The following is a 17,784-nucleotide window of genomic DNA, read 5'->3' as shown; positions in this document are numbered from 1 at the left end:
TGTCATGACAGCGATCACATCAACCGATATTATTCCGGCAAAGCCATCGAGACGCAGGCGCTATAGTCTCGTAGCAGTTGCGCTGCTTCTGCCGATGGCCTTGATCAATCTCATCGCCTTCATCGCGCCGGTTGCGCATCTGGCTCAAATATCCTTCCTGCAGAGCGAAAGCGGTGGCGTCCTGACAGACCGCTACACGTTCGAAAACTACATCAATTTCTTCACCGACAGCTTCAATTGGGGGCTTGTGTTCAACTCGCTCTGGCTGAGCGCGTTCATCACGCTGGCAACGCTGGTTTGCGCCTATCCAATAGCGCTTTTCCTGCATCGTGTTTCGCCGGTCTGGCGCAACTTCCTTTTCGTGGTGACGGTCTCGCCGCTGCTCGTCAGCAGCGTGGTGCGCACCTATGGCTGGATGGTGCTTCTCGGCGACCAGGGGCTCGTCAATGGAGCCTTGATGAATCTCGGCATCATTTCCTCCCCCATCAGGCTCGTCAACAATACGCTCGGCGTATTCATCGGCATGGTGGAAATCCTGATCCCCTATATGGCGCTGTCGCTGATTGCCGGTTTCGGGCGTCTGAACGCCTCGCTTGAGGAGGCTGCGGCATCCCTTGGCGCCAATGCCTTCACGCGGTTTCGTCGGATCATCCTGCCGCTTACCTTGCCGGGTATCGCACTTGGCTGCCTGCTTTGCTTCGTGCTGGCGATCAGCTCCTTCATCACGCCGAAATTGCTGGGCGGCGGGCGCGTGTTTTTGCTGGCGACGGAAATCTACGATCAGGCTGTGATCCAGCTTGAATGGCCGCGTGCCGCCGCAACCTCCGTCATTGTCCTGATCATCTTCGGTCTCGCCTTGATGGTCTATTCCCGCATCGCACGTCGTATCGACTGACTGGCAAAGGAGAAACGAGATGATTGGTTCAACTTCATTGCCATTCCGCCTTCTGGTCGGCCTGCTCTATCTGTTCCTGCTGGCCCCCATTCTGGTCGTCGTGCCGCTATCGTTCAGCAACGACAACTATCTCACTTTTCCGCCGCAGAGCTGGGGTGTGCGGTGGTATGCGGAAATGCTGCATCATGAAACGCTCATTCAGGCATTCTGGATCAGCCTCGGCATTGCATCGGTCGTCACCGTCCTGTCGCTTCTGGCAGGCATTCCGGCGGCCTATACGATCCGCCGATATCAGTTCCGTGGACGCGAAGCAGTGCTGAACCTCTTTACCGCGCCGCTGCTTCTGCCGTCCATCGTGCTTGGCCTTGCCATTCTGCTGGTCTTCGTGAGGCTGGAACTGCTCGGCACATTTACGGGCCTTGTGATCGCTCATCTGATCGTGACGACCCCTTACGTCATCCGCATCATGATAACGGCGTTCTCGACTTTGCCGCCATCGGTCGAAGAGGCCGCCACGATGCTGGGCGCATCGCCGTTCACCGTGTTCCGTCGCATCACCCTGCCGTTGATGATGCCGGGTCTGGTGGCAAGTGCGGCTTTGTCCTTCCTTCTGTCCTTCGATGAGGTGGTGATCTCGCTCTTCATCACCGGACCGCGCATGACGACGCTGCCGGTGGAAATCTTCAACTATGTCGAAAGCCGCACCGACCCGATGACCGCTTCCATCTCGGTCGTGCTGATCGCAGCCACGCTGCTCATCATCTTCGTCATCGAACGCACACTCGGATTGTCACGCACAATCGGCAAATAACCTCCCAACTGAAAGTGACTGCAAGCATGGAAAATATCGCTCTCTGGATGTCGCAACCGCATTTCAGCTATCTCGAAATTGCCCGGACCTGCGGCTTCTCATCCTTCGTTCTCGAACTCGAACACGGAACCTTCGACCTGTCGACACTGGACCAGTTTCTGGCTTTCACCAAGGCGCAGGGTCTCTCCACTCTGACCAAGGTGCTGGCACCGACGCCGGAAGCCATCCAGCAGGCGCTGGACTTCGGATCGGATGGCGTCATCGTTCCGCATATTCTCGGCGTGGACCATGCGCATCAGGTGACAAAAGCAGCAAAATATCCGCTGGTCGGCACGCGCTCTTATACCGGTGGTCGCATTTTCGGCTATGCCCGCCCGGCGACCGATGCCTTCGAAAAAGAGAACAAGCGCACCAAATGCTTCGCCATGATCGAGACGGCGGAAAGCCTTGCCGACGTCGAGAAGATCATTGCGCTTGATACGGTCGACGGCTTGTTTCCCGGCCCATCGGATCTGGCGCTTGCGCGCGGTCGGGGAGCATACGCTTTCAATGATGACGACAAGGCCGATCTGCGCCGTTGTGCGGCGGCGGCACGCGCTGCCGGAAAGCCATGGATCATGCCTGCCTGGACCGAAGCCGAACGACGCTTCGCACAGGAAGAGGGCGCCGCGATGCTGGTCGTCGCCACACAGAACATGACGCTTCGCCAGGGCATGGTCTCGACGGTGAACATGCTGAAAAGCGAAGCCCTGGTTGCCTGACGATTACCTGAACTGAATACCCACTCATTCGCTGGAGGAAAAAATGAAGATTAGCCTGATCCAAACGAGCCCGCAGACCGACAAGGCAGAAAACCTACGCATTACGCGGGGATTGATGGAAGATGCCGTGCGCACGGATTCTCCGGACCTGATCGTACTGCCCGAATATTTCGAATATTATGGCGGTACTCCTGAAGAAAAGCTTGCCGCGGCAGAGAGCGTTCCAGAAGGTCCTGCCTACAAGATGGCGCAGGATTTTGCCCGCGAGCATAAGGTCTTCGTCCATGCCGGAACCCTGATGGAAAAGGTTCCAAACGAAAAGCGGATCTACAATTCCACCTTCGTCTTCAATCGTGAAGGCAAGGAGATTGCGCATTATCGCAAGATCCATATGTTCGACATCGTCGGACCGGACGGGACGGCCTATAAGGAATCCGCAACCGTCAAGCCGGGCGAGAATGTCGTCGTCTATGACCTCGACGGGTTCAAGATTGGCTGCGCGATCTGCTACGACATCCGCTTTGCCGAACTTTATCTGGAACTGGAAAAGGCCGGTGCCGATGTCATCGTTCTTCCCGCCGCATTTACGCTGCAAACTGGCAAGGATCATTGGGAAGTGCTGGCGCGTGCCCGTGCAATTGAAACCCAGACCTATTTTGCCGCCTGTGGCCAGACCGGCAGCACGGTTTCGAACGGCGAGCGGCGTCATACCTATGGTCACTCGCTCGTCTGCGATCCGTGGGGCCATGTCGTGGCGCGTGCATCCGATGGCGTAGGCTTCGTGACGGCCCGCATCGAACGCGCGCAGATCGAGCGTGTGCGTTCGCTTATCCCCATGGTCAGCCATCGCCGCATCGGCAAGCAGTTGCAAGCCTGCGCTTAGGAGGCGCCATATGTACACGATCAATCCCATGCCGGAGCAGATTCCTGCCGGTGATCTCCAGCTTCTGTCGGGGGTCGAGACGGCCACCGTCGGGCACTGGCGCTTCTTTGGCTTCATGCACCGTTCCATCCAGCCGCTCCTCCCGAAGCGCCGTGTGGTTGGCACCGCCGTCACCATCGCCATACCGGGTCCGGATTCCACCTTGCTTCACCACGTGACCGGAATGCTCCGTCCCGGCGATATTCTGGTGGTGGACCGGATGGGCGACGACCGCTATGCGTGCTGGGGTGGCGGTGTGACCATAGCCGCGAAGGCCTCGGGTGCTGTCGCAGGCATCGTGGATGGTCCCTGCACGGACCTGACGGAAATCGAGGATTCCGATTTTCCGATGTGGGCAAGGGGCATCTCGCCCATCACCACCCGGCTCTATGATCTGGGCGGCGGCATCAATATTCCGGTTTCTTGCGGCGGCGTCGTCGTCAATCCCGGTGATGCCATTCTGGCCGATGAGAGCGGGGTTCTGGTCCTGCCGCGTGACGAGGTGAATGCGGTCGCCTCGCGTGCGCTCGACATACAGGACAAGGGCAAGGTGCGCGAGGCGTCGGTTAAGACCGGTCTCAAGCTCGGTGACGTGTCCGGTGCCACCAATAAAATTCTCGCCCACGCGGGAAGCTGATCCGATACGGGCCGGTTTAAACCGGCCCCTATCATTTGTGGGGCGGGATATTACTATTTGCTTATTTTCACCCCGCAAGTGTCTTAGAAGGAAAGCACGAATCTGGTTGCCCGAAGCGCAATAAGGGACTTCAAGAAACGCAGGCGCGCGGGTGATTGAAATGGGAAGGGACATGCCCGTCCATGAATATCCGTTTTCTGGAAACGGTGATCTGGTTGTCGGAACTGCGTAATTTCCGGGCGACGGCGGCTCGCCTCAACATGACGCCTGCGGCAATATCCAATCGTATCGGCGCCATGGAGCAGGAACTGGGTTTCCGGCTCTTCGACCGCGATGCCCGCGACGTCAACCTGACGGCGGAAGGCGAAGCTTTTGTCGAGGGCGCGCGTGACGTGGTTCGCCGCTACCACGATCTGGTGGAAAGCCTGAGCCCGCAGAACGGGCTTGAAGGCACGCTGAAGATCGGCATCGTTCCGAGCCTCGCCATGACCATCTTGCCGGGCATTCTCGATATTGTCCGGCAGCGCTACCCGCAAATCCGCATCTCGATCACGACCTCGTCATCAAAAGGGATCGTGCAGAAGCTGGAGCAGCGAGAGCTCGATATTGTCTTCGCCATCAGACCCGAACCGACGTCTAACCTGCGTATCGTCGACATATGTACTTTCGGCATGTTCTGGATATCGCGCAGCAATCAGTTTCCGGGCGGGGCTGAGGACGTGCTGTCACGGGATGATCTGCTCGGCTGCAATCTCATTTCCTATGAGAGCGGTTCCTACAATTATCAGCAGATCATCAACTATTTCACGGAAGAACGGCTGAAAGATGCGACCGTTCACTATTCCAACTCGCTCACCACGACGATCAACATGATTTCTGCAGGGGTCGGGATTTCGGTAATTCCACCGGTGGTAATCCAGAAAGAGCTTAGGACGGGCGAGCTACAGGTACTGAACACCAATGCCGCTTTCCCGGCGACGAGCTATAGCGCTATCTATCTGGAGAGCGCGGCAACGCGCCTGATCACGCTTGTGGCCAATATCGCCCGTGAAGCCGGGCGCAATTTCAGCGGCAATTTCAGCGATAGTCTGGCTTATCAGGATTAAGGCGGTTTCCCTTATGCCGGTTCCAGGTTCTGGACGGGCATATCCTCGCAATAAATGCTGATGATCTCTTCGGCGACCAGGCGCTGCAATTCCCACAGATTGCGGTCGCGAATGCCTTTTTCTTCCAGATGCTTGACGGTGAGATAGAGATACTCGGCGCAGGAACCCATATGCCCGCAGGCGCGCGCGAGCAGTCGGGCCACCGACGTCAGAGGCAATTTATCCGAAAGCCTGTCTCCGCGCGGCCCAGCCCAGAAAACGAGCGCACGCACAGGTCCATCCTCGGTGTCGACTGACACCCAGCGAATGGAATAGGCATCGTCAATCGAACTGATTTCGCGCCGGATCATTCTGCGCAATTGTCCGAGGCGGTCCTCATCGGACAGCCGGAAAACAATTCCTTTGCAGCTACCGCCCGGTCGCAGCGCCAGCATGAGGCCGGGCTGTGCCATCGTTGCGCGCCAGCGCGTTAGCCGAAGGCAGAATGACCGGTGCCAGCCGCTCGCAGTTCCGGCGCGTGAGTCCACCGCATCGAAATCCGGTTTCCAGATCAAGGAACCATAGGCAAAAACCCAAAGCGGATCGCCTCCTGCTTCGTGAAAGAGTTGATCGGCCAGTTCCTCGACCTCATTATCGGTAATCGATGCACGGCTCGGATCGGGACCGCGATCAACTTCAAGCCGAAGGCTCAGCGAAACGAGCTCCTCGGTCAAAGCCATCCGGGATATATCGGCAGAAGGCACGGCGTATTCTGGCTGATCGTAATTCTTGGTCATTCTTTCACGGCAAAGCATGTTCATGGGCACGTCGCCTCAGATACTCGCATTTTTGCGCATATCATCAAGCTGTCGCAATGATGAAAATAACGATTCCCGGTCGCGCAGATGCTCTTCGTAGAGAGACACGAAAATGGAATTCGTCGTTACATGCGGTTTGGGCGCGGATTGCGCCCGTCGCAAGCTGTTGTTAGCCTTGCGCTTGGCATCTTCGACTTTGGCCTGCAATTCTTGAAGCCTGCCGGGATTGCCAAACGCACGAACTCCGCCTTCCGGTGCGCCCGAGGCGACTGTATTCGATGTCGAGTGGATCATGGTCTGCATCTCCAATGGCAAGATATAGAGCTGATCGTGGCGTCTGTTTATGATATAATGATGTTATAAAATGTACTAAATTACATTCTTGTGATGTTGTGTTTCGGGCATTGTTTTTAAGAATAATTCTATTTCTTGCTGATCAAATTTTTAGCACTATCGGGGCGGTGGAAACGAGGCATTCAATGCCAAAACATCCAGTGAATGCGGAAAATAAGCATGGCTGCGCTACATCCGAATAGATTCCGGACGCGCAGATTTTGGGCCTTGAGAGCGGGATATCAATCAGCGTCGTGGTTCATGAACGGCAGCATATCGACCGTGTCGATAGCCGTTGGCTCGACAGGTTTGCCGTCTGGCTTGGCGAAAATCATCACCGCAAAGCAGTAGATCAAAAACACCGCCACACCGATAGCTAACAGGCTGGCAAATATGAGTGGCCAATCGAACATGCCCAACACCTTGGCGCAGTTTGCGCGCCAATTCAACAGTCTCTTGCGATAGGAAAGCCTCAACGCTAGCCTGTCGGAAAAGAACGACGAATTTTTATTGGGGGACGCAATGTCCGAAATTAAAACACTGGGGTCCAGGCAGGTTTACGAAAATCGTTGGATGAAGGTTCGCGAGGATCGCATCGTTTATCCGGATGGCAGTGAAAGCATTTATGGCGTTGTTGAGAAGAACGATGCGGCAATGATTTTCGCGATGGACGACGAGGACGGCGTCTATCTGGTGGAGCAGTTCCGCTATCCGGTCGGGAACCGCTTCTGGGAACTTCCGCAAGGAGCGTGGCAGGAGCAGGCGGATGTCGATCCATTGGTTCTGGCTCGCGGAGAGCTGCGAGAGGAAACCGGGCTGACTGCTGCGGATATGGTCTATCTCGGCGAGACTTACGAAGCCTATGGTTTTGCAGCCAACAAGTGCCACATCTTTCTCGCCACAGGGCTACAGATGGGGAAGCCCAGTCTTGATGCCGAAGAGCAGGGGCTCATCTGCCGCCGCTTTCCTATCGGGGAAGCAATAGAGATGATCCTTCGCGGCGATATCAAAGATGCCTGTACAATCGCTGCCTTCGGGCTTTTGAGCCTGAAAGGGATTATCTGAAACAACCACATGGATGCAGCCACACCCGCTGAAATCAGAGGGACAGTCTCCAAAGCAGATATAAGCCCACGACTGTCGGCACGATAACGCCGAACCAGAGCCATGTCTGGTCCGTCAGCAAAAATCGCGTCATTTCTTGTGGGTCTCGATCCAGGTAATGCCGAAGACGACAGCGCTGACGGCCAGGATCGCTGTTATCTCAATCCAAAAAATCAACTGCATGGCTATGTCCTCCAGCATGGTTAACAAACAACTAATGAAAAGGTTCATTCACAGGGACGTTCGTTGACATAGTGACATCATGATGTCACTATGTCTTAATGAAAATCACACAAGATCATGCTCCTCTCTATGCCAGGGTAGAAACATCGCTGGCAGGCGATATTGCAGCCGGTATTTTGCCGACTGGAAGTCAGCTTCCTCCGGAAGATCGTCTGATTAAACGCTTTGGTGTCAGCCGGACGACTGTTCGCAAGGCTGTCGAGAATCTGGTGGCTCGGGGCCTCGTCGAAATCCGCCGCGGCAAGGGCACGTTCGTCGCTCAGCCGAAAGTCACGCAGGAGTTGACGGAGCTGACGGGCTTCGTCGAGGATATGCAGGCGCTTGGCCGGGCTGCGACGGCGCAACTGCTCGACAAGGAGATCGTGCCCGCCGACGCAGGTGTCGCCCGGCAGCTTGCTCTGCCTTCCGGAGCTCTGGTCATGCGAATTCGGCGTGTCCGGCTTGCTGACGGCGTCGCCATGTCTTTGGATGAAACATATCTGCCGCGTGAAATCGGTGAGAAGATTGTCACACACGATCTGGACGTCGAGCCGATCTTCACACTGCTTGAAGACAGATATGATTTGCCCCTTATCGAAGCGGAGTATCGGCTGGAGGCTGTCAACGCTGCGCCGGACGTTGCAGCGGCCCTCGGGGTGAAGCCCGGCAGCGCTATTTTTCTGATCGAGCGTACATCCTTCACTGAAGGGCATCGGGCGATAGACTATGAAAAACTCCATTATCGCGGAGACCTCATCAGCTTCGTCACTCGCCTGGCCCGGCGACCGCGCGATCGCAAGTAGGTGGGGTGAAAATGCTGGCTTTATGGTTGTTTTCGGCCGCTTTTGGCGCAAGCGCACTTGGCGGTGTGCTGGGCATGGCAAGCGGCATCTTCATCGTACCGGCGCTCACGCTCTTTTTTGGCGTGGACATTCATGTCGCTGTCGGTGCGAGCATCGTTTCGGTCATCGCATGTTCCTGCGGCAGCGCGGCTCCGCTGCTGAAGAGGCGACTGACCAACATCCGGCTTGCGATTGTTCTGGAGACGGCGACCACCTTCGGTGCGCTGACCGGCGTGTTTCTGATCGGGATCGTTTCGACTTCAGTTCTGTACGGTCTGTTCGCAGCCATTCTGGTGCTTTCCGCCAAGCAGATGCTGGTGCGACGGCGCGAGGAAATGAGTTCAACTGCGCCCGTTGCGACGAGCCTTGCCACAAGCCTTCGGCTGCATTCCAGCTTTCCCGATCCGGCATCGGGGCAGGAGGTGCATTACAGGGTCGGTCACGTTCCGCTTGGCATGGCGCTGATGTATGGGGCGGGACTGGTCTCGGCACTTCTGGGCATTGGCTCGGGCGTTCTCAAAATTCCGGCGATGGACACTGCCTTGAAACTACCCATCAAAGTCTCGTCCGCCACCTCCAATTTCATGATCGGGGTCACTGCTGCCGCGAGCGCCAGCGCTTATTTTGTTCGGGGCGACATCGATATCGGGATCACGGGCCCGATTGCGCTCGGCTCGGTTATCGGCGCGCTGGTCGGTGCCCGGCTGCTGATGAGCCTTCCGGCGGAAAAGCTGCGTGTCTTCTTCGTCGTGGTCCTTCTCATACTCGCGGTACAGATGCTTTTGAGCGCTTTCGGTATTGAAATCATTAGGGGTTCGAAATGAAACCTGTCGAAGATTCCGGGCGTCGGGACGGGGCCGTCGCGACACTGCTCTGGTACGGTACATGGCTCGCCTCTGCCCTGATCGCAGTCGGTGTTGCGATAATGGAAGTTGAGCCATTACAGGCGGTGTTTTCGCTTTCCTTAAGCGGCTATGACATCGTGAAAGCCGGTATTGCGATATTCATTCTCCTGCCGATCACCCGCGTTGTGCTGGTGATGTATCTTTTCCTGCGTGAGCGTGACTACGTCTACGCCGTCATTGCGGCGCTCGTTCTAACGATCATCCTGACCGGCATTGTTCTGGACTTTGGCCCAGTTTAGAGCGCATCCCCAAAAGTGTGAGACGATATTCGGAAAAGATGCGCGTAAAAACAGGCATTGAAAGCGCCGATCCGATTCTTTCAGATCGGCGCTCTGAACTCTGGCAATGGCGATACCGCGTCACGCCCTGCTCACAGGGTCCGCGATGCTGCCGCAATCGAGCTATCACGGATGTGAGCGGCATTTCGATATGCACGCGGAGTGAGCCCCGTCTCCAATAAGAAATAACGATTGAAATTGGACAGATTGTTGAAGCCGGCTTCAAAACAAATATCGGTTATTGCGAGATCTGTTTCTACCAACAAGGTTCGTGCTCGCCACACTCGAACGGAACGGCTGTAGGTCGAGAAGGTCATGCCTGTCAGTCGCTTGAAAGCGCGGGAGAAAGACGCCGTGTCCAGACCGACAGCTTCGGCAACATCCTGCATCTGGTGATCGGGATTTGATTGCAGAATCTGGATAGCCTGATCAATACGCCGATGCCGTTTATCGGAGGCTTCGCTATAGAGCGATACGAAATGCTCGCTTGCCAGGGGCCGCTTTTGCTCAGCGCTGTCAATCGCATTCAATATTTCAAGGAAAAGGCCAAGGCCGGCTGCATCCGACTGCCGGTGCAGTGCCAATATCATTTCCCCTATGTCGAGCGCCTCCTGACCTGCGATTTCGATCCCCCGGCGGGATAATTGTTTCAGGCGATGCAGCACTTCGAATTCGGGGCAGACAGACCGAACCTGAATAAGTGCGTCGGCATTGAACTGAAGCACGAGGTCACGGCCCGGAATGGATGTCGCGCCCGGCGTGATCCAGTTGTGGGGCAGATTCGTTCCGGTAAGGACGAGATGGCCAGGCTGGAATGGTCCCACGTAATCGCCAACATAAGCTAACCCTTGTGCGTGAGGAATATAATGGATTTCCCACTCCGGATGATAGTTCCAGATACATATCGGATTGGGATAGTCGTCGCGGCGAATGAGATAGGATTTTCCACCTGGTAGGGTGATGCGCTCTCGTGTGGCGGCATAGGCGTTCGGGAGAGTGGAAGAAAATTCCGATGATAAAACCATGATACTGCACCATGTAAGGCATCATAATGTCAAAATAGTATCAATTATTGACGGAAAACAAACTAGTCCCTTCTCGCTGATTTTACAAAATTCAAACGACAGGATGCGGGGAAGAGGAGCATCCGGTGGGAACATAATTGGGAGGATGACATGCTACGTATAATCTTGCGTACCGGTTGCGCTATCATCGCGCTCACTGCCGCTTCCAGCGCCTTGGCGGCTGCGGTCTGCAGCAAGGATGTAAGAGTCCTGGCGCAGCCGCGTGACGGTCTTACTTTGCTGGAAGACTATGTGGACGAGTTTGAAGAACTCTCCGGTGCCGGTTTCGAAATCAGCTATCTGAACGAGAATGACCGCCGTGCCAAGTCGCAGGCGGACGCATCGACCGTGGGCAGCTACAATGTCTACTATGTTGATGAGGCTAATCTCGCCTTGTTTGCTTCGTCGGGCTGGATCGTTCCGCTCGAAGGTTTTTACCCCAAGGAATATGATTACGACGATTTCGATGCAGGCATGCGCGCGGCTGCCACATATGACGGCAAACAGTGGTTCGCACCTGTTCAGGGTGGTGGTGACCTGATGGTCTATCGTACCGATCTGCTCGAAAAGGCAGGCATCCAGCCGCCCAAGACCTGGGACGAATACAAGGCCGCTGTCGCCAAGTTGCATGACCCGGAGAACGGCGTCTATGGAACTGCACTGCGTGGACAGCGCGGCTCTGGTGCCAATGTCTGGCGGTGGATGCCGTTGTTCAAGGCAAATGGCGGCGAATGGTTCAAGGATGGCAAGCCCGCTTTCAACTCGGACGCAGCAGTAAAGGCAACCCAGGATTATCTCGATCTTTTCAAGTATTCCGCTCCCGGCACACAGACAGGCTCCTGGGATGAATCGACTGGTGCCTTCCGGGCAGGCAAGGTGGCAATCATCATCGAATCTGCCCCTCTCGGCGGCATGTCGGTTGATAAGGCGCAGAGCCAGGTCGCCGACAAGGTTGCCTTTGCGGTTCCGCCCACGCCGCTTCCGGGGGCTGGTTACGCACATGGCTTTGCAATTGCGTCAAAAGCCAATGCAACGGACGAGGATAAGGCTTGCGCTGGACTTTTCGTTGCCTGGGCAACGTCGAAAGAGCAGGAAGCCCGCCGTCTAGCTGCAGGCCAGCCGGGTGAACTGACTCGTACCAGCACCTATCAAAGCCCGAAATATGCGGAGACTTTCGGCCAGAACCTTGCTGATGCAATGGCCGCCACCGGTGCCCGCACGACAGTGACCTTCTGGCAGGACGCGCGCTGGCAGGAACTGGGAAATCAGTGGGGCATCATGCTGGAAGAGCTTATCACCGGCAGCCGCAAGGATATCAAGTCGACGCTGGACGAGCTTCAGGCATTCGCGGAAAAGCTCTAGGTGTCGTGCGTTCGGGGCGGTTTCATAGCCATATTGGCTGAGCCGCCCCGCCTCCCAGGATAGGTTTCGATCTTTGGAGGCAGATGCGCCTCACGCCGCAACCTGTCTCAATCATCGCCTTCAGACAAGGAATGTCCATGCAACGCGGACGCTCGCTCCCATATCTGTTCTTGGGGCCAACCCTGCTCATTCTCGTCGTCCTGGCGCTGGTGCCAACTGTTTTTGCAATCAACATTTCTCTGCAGAACAGGACTTTGTCGCAACCGGCGGCGGAATATGTCTGGTTTGCGAACTATGCGGCCCTGATTTCCGATCCGCGTTTTCTTAATGCATTGTGGGTTTCGCTAAAATGGGAAGTCCTGACGGTCGTGCTCACCATGTTGACCGGCGTGGGGCTCGGCATTGCGATGTTCGAAGCTGCCAGCCCGCGTATGCGAAATCTTCTCTGCGTCCTGTTCATCATTCCTGTGCTGCTGCCGCGCGTCTGCGCCGCATTCGTATGGAAGTTCGCTTTTCACCCGCTTTATGGCGCTCTGACCTGGCCTGTCCGTGAACTGACTGGCGCCACTCCGGACATTCTTTCGACACCCGTCGGGGCGCTGCTCGCCGTCGCCTTTGTGGACGTTTGGCAATGGGGCTTGTTTTTCGCGGTCATCGTGTTGAAACTGCTCGAAGCGTTACCGCCTCAGCCCATGGAAGCGGCTCGTATCGATCGTGCCAAAAGGTGGGAGATACATCGCTTCATCACCCTGCCGATGCTCAAGACCCCGCTGATAAGCCTTTTGCTCGTCAAAGCAATCGAAAGCCTGCGTTCTTTCGATCTGGTTTACGTTATGACGCGAGGTGGCCCCGGCATCTCGACCGAAACCCTTGATATGTATGCCTATTCGCAAGGTTTCATCGAGTCCGGAAAAATCTCCTACGCCTCGTCAATGGCCGTCATCATGATGCTGCTGACTATCGTCATTTTCACTATTGCCTGGAAGAGGCTGAACCGATGAAGATTTCAACCGTCCTTCTGCGCGCGGTTCTTGTCTTTGCAGCAGCGCTCGTCGTGCTACCGTTGCTATGGACTTTGCTCAATGCGTTCAAGACCAATGCCGATCTTCTGGTAAGCACACCAAAAATCATCTTTCAGCCTGTCTGGGACAATATGAGCTATGTGCTCAACCGTCGCTCGGTGGCGCGTGCGCTTACGAATTCGCTGATCATCTGCTCGTCCGCTGTCGTCATTGGCGCATTGATTGGTGTGCCTGCCGCTTATGTCATCGCGCGATACAAAAACCGGATTACGACTGAAGCTCAGTTTTTCGTTTTATCGCTGCGTTTTCTGCCTCCCGTTGCGGTCGCCATTCCCATGCTGGTGATCTGGCTCACGCTCGATTTGTATGACAGTCGCCTTTCTCTCATCATCACTTATCTGATCATTACTGCATCGATTACGATCTGGCTGTCGGTTCCCGCGTTCGAGCGCGTGAGCCTCCATGTGGAGGAAGCCGCGCGGGTCGACGGGCTGGGGCGATATGCAACATTTTTCCGTATTGCCCTGCCGATAGCCCGATTTCAGATATTCGGCGCCATCGCGTTCTCCTTCGTTCTCGTGTGGAATGAATTTTTTCTGGCAATGATGCTGACGACGTCTCGAGCCAAAACGCTGCCTATCATCGCTTCTGAAATGTCTCAGCTTGGCATGAATGTGCCATGGGGCATCCTCAATGCCGCCGTCGTTCTTCTCTCCCTTCCGCCGTTGATCCTGCTTGGGCTTCTTGCGGGTGGATTGAATGCTGTCTTCACCAAAAAACAAAATCAGGAATGATCCGATGAAAGCACTTGTTCTGGAACGCATCGGCGAATTGAATCTGCGCGATATTGCGCTGCCTGCCGACATGGGGCCGGATGACGTTCGCATTAAACTGCATACGGTGGGGGTGTGCGGGAGCGATGTGCACTATTATACGCATGGGCGCATCGGGGACTTCGTGGTCGAACAACCAATGGTGCTTGGTCATGAAGCAGCAGGCACGGTGATCGAGGTCGGCGGGAATGTAACACATCTTAAGCCGGGAGACCGTGTCTGTATGGAGCCGGGTATTCCTGATCCGCTGTCTCGCGCTTCGAAGCTTGGTCTCTACAACGTCGATCCGGCTGTGCGTTTCTGGGCAACTCCACCTGTCCACGGAATTCTGTGTCCCGAAACGATCCATGCCGCAAACTTCACATATAAGCTGCCGGACAACGTATCTTTTGCAGAAGGCGCGATGGTCGAGCCCTTTGCTGTTGGCATGCAGGCTGCAACGCGCGCGCGCATCAATCCGGGCGATACGGCCGTCGTGACCGGTTGCGGCACAATCGGCATCATGGTCGCTCTGGCGGCCTTGGCCGGAGGCTGTTCCCGCGTCCTGATCTCGGATCTTTCGGATGCCAAGCTGCAACTCGCAGAAACCTATGACGGCATTACCGGCATCAATCTTCGCGAAGCGGACATCGTGGATGCAGTCAATGATGCAACCGGTAATTGGGGAGCGGATATCGTCTTCGAATGTTCTGGAGCGGCGGCAGCCGTTCGCGACCTGTTCAAGATCGTGCGCCCTGGCGGCACGGTCGTGCTGGTTGGCTTGCCACCGGAGCCGGTGCCGTTCGATATTTCGGCGGCAACGGCACGGGAATGCCGGATCGAAACGGTCTTCCGCTATGCCAATGTGTTCGATCGTGCGCTTGCCTTGATCGGTGCAGGCAAAGTGAACCTGAAACCACTGATTTCGGAGACTTTTCCGTTCGAACAATCCATTGCCGCTTTCGATCGGGCGGCTGAAGGCCGTGCGACCGATATCAAGCTGCAGATCATTCTGGACGAGGAGACAATCTGATGGCCACCGTGGAATGCCGGTCCATGCTGAAGCGATATGGTGCGCAGGAAGTTATCCGTGATTTCAACCTCGCAATCAATGATCATGAGTTCGTGGTTTTCCTCGGTCCTTCCGGTTGCGGAAAATCCACGATCCTGAGAATGATTGCCGGGCTTGAAGAAATCACTGGCGGCGACCTTATGATCGGCGGCCAGCGAGTGAACGATCGCGACCCCGGTGACCGCGGTATAGCCATGGTGTTCCAGAACTATGCTCTCTATCCGCATATGACCGTTCAGGAGAATATCGTTTTCGGGCTGGAGCGCGCGGGCATCCCCAAACAGACCATCGCTACCCGATTGGCGCCGGTGGTGACGGCGCTGGGGCTTGAAGCCTATCTCGCACGCAAACCTTCGGAACTCTCTGGAGGGCAGCAGCAGCGCGTTGCGATCGCACGCGCAATGATAAAAACACCGGACGTGTTCCTGTTCGATGAGCCATTGTCCAACCTCGACGCAAAATTGCGTGGGAGCCTTCGGGTCGAAATCGCCGATCTTCATCATGAACTGAAGACGACCAGCATTTACGTAACCCACGATCAGCTTGAAGCGATGACTTTGGCAGACCGGATCGTGCTGATGAAGGATGGCCGCATAGAGCAGATGGGAACACCTGAGGAAATCTATCAGGCTCCCGCAACGCTATTCGCTGCTGGCTTTATTGGCACGCCCAATATGAATTTCTTCGAACTTAATGCCAGTGATGGACAGCTTGCAGACGAAACCATCCGCTTGCCCTGTCCTTCCGGGTTACAGCGGGGTCCGATAACGGTCGGCATACGCCCGGGTTCATTCAGACTGAATGAGGAAGGAGGCCAAATTCGCGGTGAGATTGAACGCAACGAATTTCACGGCGAGAATCGCCTGGTTACAATTCGCACCGGCAAACACTTTTTCAATATCGCTGTTCCAGCTTTGATGTGTCTGCGGGAAGGCCAGAATATAGGGCTCGACGTGATGGCAGATAGTCTGCATCTATTCGACACAAATACCGCTTTGCGTATTCCGGTACCCGGTAGACAACAGGGGGGATGAACCGCTGCGGTTCGGCTTCAAGGACAGCTAGGTGTATCGCAGGCAGTTCATCTTTACTGTGCCTGTGGTTCCGCCTGCATTCGGCCGCTCACTTCCACGGCGGCATTGGCCTCGCTTCCTCCTCATTCAGTCCGATCTGCAATATAAACTTTTATTTCTCTTCCTTTAAAGAAAGGGATATTTCAATTTTATAATTACATTGGTATTATTTCAATATATTTGACAGAATTGATGGTATTGAAAATTATACTCTCTCTATTCAGTGAGGGAGAGGACAATGGCTCGAATTCCAGGGACGGCCGAAGACGATCATATCGTCGGAACGGACAGTGCGGACTATATCGCGACCTATGCTGGTGATGACGTTGTGGACGGAGGTAAAGGCAACGATTTCATCACGACAGGCCTGGGCGACGACCGTATCCGAACAGCAGATGGATTTGACAGGATTGACGGCGACGGTGGAGATGACCAGTTTTCCATTTTTAATACAGGCGGTGCGATCGCAGGGGGATCAGGTGTAGATCGCATGATCATCGATCTCTATCTGCGCGATCAGGATATCAGCCTTGGCGCCGGTCATCTCATGATGGGGAATAGTGCCGCCGACCACATCTATTTCAGCAGTATTGAACAGCTTGAGATTCAGTCAGGCAAGGGTAACGACTATCTCGACGCAACCACTTTTGCATTTGTCAAAGCCAGCGGTGGTGCAGGCAATGATGTGATCATATCCGGTGTTGGCGATGATGTGTTGAATGGTGACGCCGGTAACGATCAGCTCTTTGCGGGTGCGGGGCGCGATTCCGTCTGGGGTGGCGATGGCGACGATCTGATCAACGGAGCGGATGGCGACGATTATGTTCTGTCCGGCGGCGCTGGTGACGACAGGATTCTGGGTGGTGCGGGACGAGATTCGCTGTCAGGCGGCACCGGAAACGACACATTGTTTGGTGAAGCCGGTGATGACGACATCTACGGCGATGAAGGTGACGATATTCTTGATGGCGGATCGGGAAACGATATCCTGTCTGGAGGCGATGGTTTCAACGTCATGCGGGGCGGAAGCGGCGACGACTGGTTTTTAACCACAAGCACTGGCGTGGCGGACGGCGGCGAAGGTTTCGACCATCTCGATGTCAGCCTTGATGGTAGGAGCGCGGCGGTAGATCTCGATCTTTCGACCGGACAAACCCCGACAGGTCTCAGCTTCATGAACATCGAGGAAATAGCAGTCACTGTATCCGGTGCTAACGACAACAGCCTCTATGGTTTTGAGGGTCGCGATATTTTCCAGACGGGTTCTGGCGCTGATTTCCTGGTGGGCCGGGCTGGCGACGATTTCCTTAATGCCAATGCCGGAGATGACAGGCTGGATGGCGGTGAGGGTAATGACCGTCTGGATGGCGGCGAGGGCGCGGATGAATTGATCGGAGGCGCTGGCGCAGATAGTTTCGTATGGGATATTCTGGCACCTGACGGAACAGGCATTGATACCGTACGGGATTTTAGCGGGGCGGAAGGCGACGTTCTGGAATTCTCCTACATCGCCCAGAACAGTACCGGTATCGACGACTTCGACAGCTTTGTGACGGCATCTCGGGACACGGATGTCGGTTTGTTCGTCTCCTTCAACGGGGCGACGGATCACGGCATTCTGCTCGAAGGTGTGACCTTGTCGGATATTGGCCCGGATAGCGTCGTGTTCGGCGACATCTGACAGAAATGACCGTCATCGCCGGGCCGTTGGTTTGCTGCCAGAGATCCATTTCTGGTGGTGAACGGCGCTTGATCAGATTCTCGGA

Annotated in this window: 20 protein-coding genes; 16 read left to right on the top strand and 4 right to left on the bottom strand. The window is 55.6% G+C overall.

Going from position 1 to position 17,784, the window contains the following annotated elements; genetic code table 11:
- Window positions 1-4 precede the first annotated feature (4 nt).
- From ACYSN1_RS21055 to ACYSN1_RS21030, 6 genes are all read left to right on the top strand, one after another.
- Entirely contained in the window at window positions 5-895 is an 891-nt protein-coding gene (locus tag ACYSN1_RS21055) for an ABC transporter permease (protein ID WP_461727460.1), read from the top strand.
- A gap of 19 nt (window positions 896-914) precedes the next feature.
- Window positions 915-1,706, top strand: a complete 792-nt coding sequence (locus ACYSN1_RS21050) for an ABC transporter permease (RefSeq protein WP_461727459.1) — start codon at window positions 915-917, stop codon at window positions 1,704-1,706.
- 26 nt (window positions 1,707-1,732) lie between these two features.
- A complete protein-coding gene (locus ACYSN1_RS21045; protein ID WP_461727458.1) occupies window positions 1,733-2,467 on the top strand; it encodes an aldolase/citrate lyase family protein in 735 nt (244 codons plus the stop codon).
- Window positions 2,468-2,510: 43 nt separating this feature from the next.
- Window positions 2,511-3,350, top strand: a complete 840-nt coding sequence (locus ACYSN1_RS21040; RefSeq protein WP_461727457.1) for a carbon-nitrogen hydrolase family protein — start codon at window positions 2,511-2,513, stop codon at window positions 3,348-3,350.
- Window positions 3,351-3,360: 10 nt separating this feature from the next.
- On the top strand, window positions 3,361-4,026 hold the full coding sequence (locus ACYSN1_RS21035; RefSeq protein WP_105543871.1) for an RraA family protein: 666 nt from the start codon (window positions 3,361-3,363) through the stop codon (window positions 4,024-4,026).
- A 182-nt stretch (window positions 4,027-4,208) separates the two neighbouring features.
- Window positions 4,209-5,132, top strand: coding sequence for a LysR family transcriptional regulator (locus ACYSN1_RS21030; protein ID WP_461727456.1), 924 nt, complete (start codon window positions 4,209-4,211; stop codon window positions 5,130-5,132).
- Window positions 5,133-5,143: 11 nt separating this feature from the next.
- Here the strand turns inward: ACYSN1_RS21030 and ACYSN1_RS21025 are convergent, their stop codons facing one another.
- The 3 genes from ACYSN1_RS21025 to ACYSN1_RS21015 all read right to left on the bottom strand — a co-directional run bounded on the left by ACYSN1_RS21025 (window position 5,144) and on the right by ACYSN1_RS21015 (window position 6,675).
- On the bottom strand, window positions 5,144-5,908 hold the full coding sequence (locus ACYSN1_RS21025; RefSeq protein ID WP_461727480.1) for a gamma-glutamylcyclotransferase: 765 nt from the start codon (window positions 5,906-5,908) through the stop codon (window positions 5,144-5,146).
- Window positions 5,909-5,944: 36 nt separating this feature from the next.
- Window positions 5,945-6,223 carry a hypothetical protein gene (locus ACYSN1_RS21020; RefSeq protein WP_461727455.1) on the bottom strand — a complete coding sequence of 93 codons (279 nt, stop codon included), beginning with the start codon at window positions 6,221-6,223 and terminating at the stop codon, window positions 5,945-5,947.
- 281 nt (window positions 6,224-6,504) lie between these two features.
- On the bottom strand, window positions 6,505-6,675 hold the full coding sequence (locus ACYSN1_RS21015; RefSeq protein WP_176038254.1) for a hypothetical protein: 171 nt from the start codon (window positions 6,673-6,675) through the stop codon (window positions 6,505-6,507).
- Between the two features lie 109 nt (window positions 6,676-6,784).
- Here ACYSN1_RS21015 and ACYSN1_RS21010 point away from each other — a divergent pair, with 109 nt between their 5' ends.
- The 4 genes from ACYSN1_RS21010 (at window position 6,785) to ACYSN1_RS20995 (ending at window position 9,574) form a co-directional block, all read left to right on the top strand.
- Window positions 6,785-7,327, top strand: a complete 543-nt coding sequence (locus ACYSN1_RS21010; RefSeq protein WP_151558608.1) for an NUDIX domain-containing protein — start codon at window positions 6,785-6,787, stop codon at window positions 7,325-7,327.
- Between the two features lie 320 nt (window positions 7,328-7,647).
- Complete coding sequence (locus ACYSN1_RS21005) at window positions 7,648-8,391, top strand: GntR family transcriptional regulator (protein WP_461727454.1); 744 nt, start codon at window positions 7,648-7,650, stop codon at window positions 8,389-8,391.
- Window positions 8,392-8,402: 11 nt separating this feature from the next.
- Window positions 8,403-9,254 carry a sulfite exporter TauE/SafE family protein gene (locus ACYSN1_RS21000; RefSeq protein ID WP_461727453.1) on the top strand — a complete coding sequence of 284 codons (852 nt, stop codon included), beginning with the start codon at window positions 8,403-8,405 and terminating at the stop codon, window positions 9,252-9,254.
- Complete coding sequence (locus ACYSN1_RS20995; protein ID WP_461727452.1) at window positions 9,251-9,574, top strand: DUF1634 domain-containing protein; 324 nt, start codon at window positions 9,251-9,253, stop codon at window positions 9,572-9,574. Before ACYSN1_RS21000 ends, ACYSN1_RS20995 begins: the two co-directional genes overlap by 4 nt.
- Window positions 9,575-9,705: 131 nt before the next feature.
- On the opposite strand, the gene ACYSN1_RS20990 is transcribed toward ACYSN1_RS20995, so the two are convergent.
- On the bottom strand, window positions 9,706-10,638 hold the full coding sequence (locus ACYSN1_RS20990) for an AraC family transcriptional regulator (RefSeq protein WP_461727451.1): 933 nt from the start codon (window positions 10,636-10,638) through the stop codon (window positions 9,706-9,708).
- 150 nt (window positions 10,639-10,788) lie between these two features.
- On the opposite strand from ACYSN1_RS20990, the gene ACYSN1_RS20985 reads away from it, so the two are divergent.
- From ACYSN1_RS20985 to ACYSN1_RS20960, 6 genes are all read left to right on the top strand, one after another.
- Window positions 10,789-12,039, top strand: coding sequence for an ABC transporter substrate-binding protein (locus tag ACYSN1_RS20985; RefSeq protein ID WP_461727450.1), 1,251 nt, complete (start codon window positions 10,789-10,791; stop codon window positions 12,037-12,039).
- 137 nt (window positions 12,040-12,176) lie between these two features.
- The gene (locus tag ACYSN1_RS20980; protein WP_461727449.1) at window positions 12,177-13,040 is read left to right on the top strand and encodes a carbohydrate ABC transporter permease; all 864 of its coding nucleotides are present in this window, start codon (window positions 12,177-12,179) and stop codon (window positions 13,038-13,040) included.
- Window positions 13,037-13,855 carry a carbohydrate ABC transporter permease gene (locus ACYSN1_RS20975; protein WP_461727448.1) on the top strand — a complete coding sequence of 273 codons (819 nt, stop codon included), beginning with the start codon at window positions 13,037-13,039 and terminating at the stop codon, window positions 13,853-13,855. The genes ACYSN1_RS20980 and ACYSN1_RS20975 overlap by 4 nt, the downstream gene beginning before the upstream one ends.
- A 4-nt stretch (window positions 13,856-13,859) precedes the next feature.
- Window positions 13,860-14,906 carry an NAD(P)-dependent alcohol dehydrogenase gene (locus ACYSN1_RS20970; protein ID WP_461727447.1) on the top strand — a complete coding sequence of 349 codons (1,047 nt, stop codon included), beginning with the start codon at window positions 13,860-13,862 and terminating at the stop codon, window positions 14,904-14,906.
- Complete coding sequence (locus tag ACYSN1_RS20965) at window positions 14,906-15,979, top strand: ABC transporter ATP-binding protein (RefSeq protein ID WP_461727446.1); 1,074 nt, start codon at window positions 14,906-14,908, stop codon at window positions 15,977-15,979. Before ACYSN1_RS20970 ends, ACYSN1_RS20965 begins: the two co-directional genes overlap by 1 nt.
- 277 nt (window positions 15,980-16,256) lie before the next feature.
- On the top strand, window positions 16,257-17,699 hold the full coding sequence (locus tag ACYSN1_RS20960) for a calcium-binding protein (protein WP_461727445.1): 1,443 nt from the start codon (window positions 16,257-16,259) through the stop codon (window positions 17,697-17,699).
- Window positions 17,700-17,784: the final 85 nt, after the last annotated feature.

The sequence above is a fragment of the Brucella sp. LJL56 genome, assembly GCF_054871705.1.
The sequence above is the reverse complement of the archived record's forward strand: the minus strand, read 5'-3'. Positions and strand labels throughout refer to the sequence as shown.

What these genes read in the sequence shown, in the direction of transcription:
- ACYSN1_RS20965 (WP_461727446.1), top strand. Translation starts at nt 14,906, where the DNA reads ATGGCCACCGTGGAATGCCGGTCCATGCTGAAGCGATATGGTGCGCAG.
- ACYSN1_RS20985 (WP_461727450.1), top strand. Translation starts at nt 10,789, where the DNA reads ATGCTACGTATAATCTTGCGTACCGGTTGCGCTATCATCGCGCTCACT.
- ACYSN1_RS20960 (WP_461727445.1), top strand. Translation starts at nt 16,257, where the DNA reads ATGGCTCGAATTCCAGGGACGGCCGAAGACGATCATATCGTCGGAACG.
- ACYSN1_RS21035 (WP_105543871.1), top strand. Translation starts at nt 3,361, where the DNA reads ATGTACACGATCAATCCCATGCCGGAGCAGATTCCTGCCGGTGATCTC.
- ACYSN1_RS20975 (WP_461727448.1), top strand. Translation starts at nt 13,037, where the DNA reads ATGAAGATTTCAACCGTCCTTCTGCGCGCGGTTCTTGTCTTTGCAGCA.
- ACYSN1_RS21010 (WP_151558608.1), top strand. Translation starts at nt 6,785, where the DNA reads ATGTCCGAAATTAAAACACTGGGGTCCAGGCAGGTTTACGAAAATCGT.
- ACYSN1_RS21055 (WP_461727460.1), top strand. Translation starts at nt 5, where the DNA reads ATGACAGCGATCACATCAACCGATATTATTCCGGCAAAGCCATCGAGA.
- ACYSN1_RS21045 (WP_461727458.1), top strand. Translation starts at nt 1,733, where the DNA reads ATGGAAAATATCGCTCTCTGGATGTCGCAACCGCATTTCAGCTATCTC.
- ACYSN1_RS21020 (WP_461727455.1), bottom strand. Translation starts at nt 6,223, where the DNA reads ATGATCCACTCGACATCGAATACAGTCGCCTCGGGCGCACCGGAAGGC.
- ACYSN1_RS20995 (WP_461727452.1), top strand. Translation starts at nt 9,251, where the DNA reads ATGAAACCTGTCGAAGATTCCGGGCGTCGGGACGGGGCCGTCGCGACA.
- ACYSN1_RS20990 (WP_461727451.1), bottom strand. Translation starts at nt 10,638, where the DNA reads ATGGTTTTATCATCGGAATTTTCTTCCACTCTCCCGAACGCCTATGCC.
- ACYSN1_RS20980 (WP_461727449.1), top strand. Translation starts at nt 12,177, where the DNA reads ATGCAACGCGGACGCTCGCTCCCATATCTGTTCTTGGGGCCAACCCTG.
- ACYSN1_RS21025 (WP_461727480.1), bottom strand. Translation starts at nt 5,908, where the DNA reads ATGACCAAGAATTACGATCAGCCAGAATACGCCGTGCCTTCTGCCGAT.
- ACYSN1_RS21005 (WP_461727454.1), top strand. Translation starts at nt 7,648, where the DNA reads ATGAAAATCACACAAGATCATGCTCCTCTCTATGCCAGGGTAGAAACA.
- ACYSN1_RS21040 (WP_461727457.1), top strand. Translation starts at nt 2,511, where the DNA reads ATGAAGATTAGCCTGATCCAAACGAGCCCGCAGACCGACAAGGCAGAA.
- ACYSN1_RS21000 (WP_461727453.1), top strand. Translation starts at nt 8,403, where the DNA reads ATGCTGGCTTTATGGTTGTTTTCGGCCGCTTTTGGCGCAAGCGCACTT.
- ACYSN1_RS21030 (WP_461727456.1), top strand. Translation starts at nt 4,209, where the DNA reads ATGAATATCCGTTTTCTGGAAACGGTGATCTGGTTGTCGGAACTGCGT.
- ACYSN1_RS21015 (WP_176038254.1), bottom strand. Translation starts at nt 6,675, where the DNA reads ATGTTCGATTGGCCACTCATATTTGCCAGCCTGTTAGCTATCGGTGTG.
- ACYSN1_RS21050 (WP_461727459.1), top strand. Translation starts at nt 915, where the DNA reads ATGATTGGTTCAACTTCATTGCCATTCCGCCTTCTGGTCGGCCTGCTC.
- ACYSN1_RS20970 (WP_461727447.1), top strand. Translation starts at nt 13,860, where the DNA reads ATGAAAGCACTTGTTCTGGAACGCATCGGCGAATTGAATCTGCGCGAT.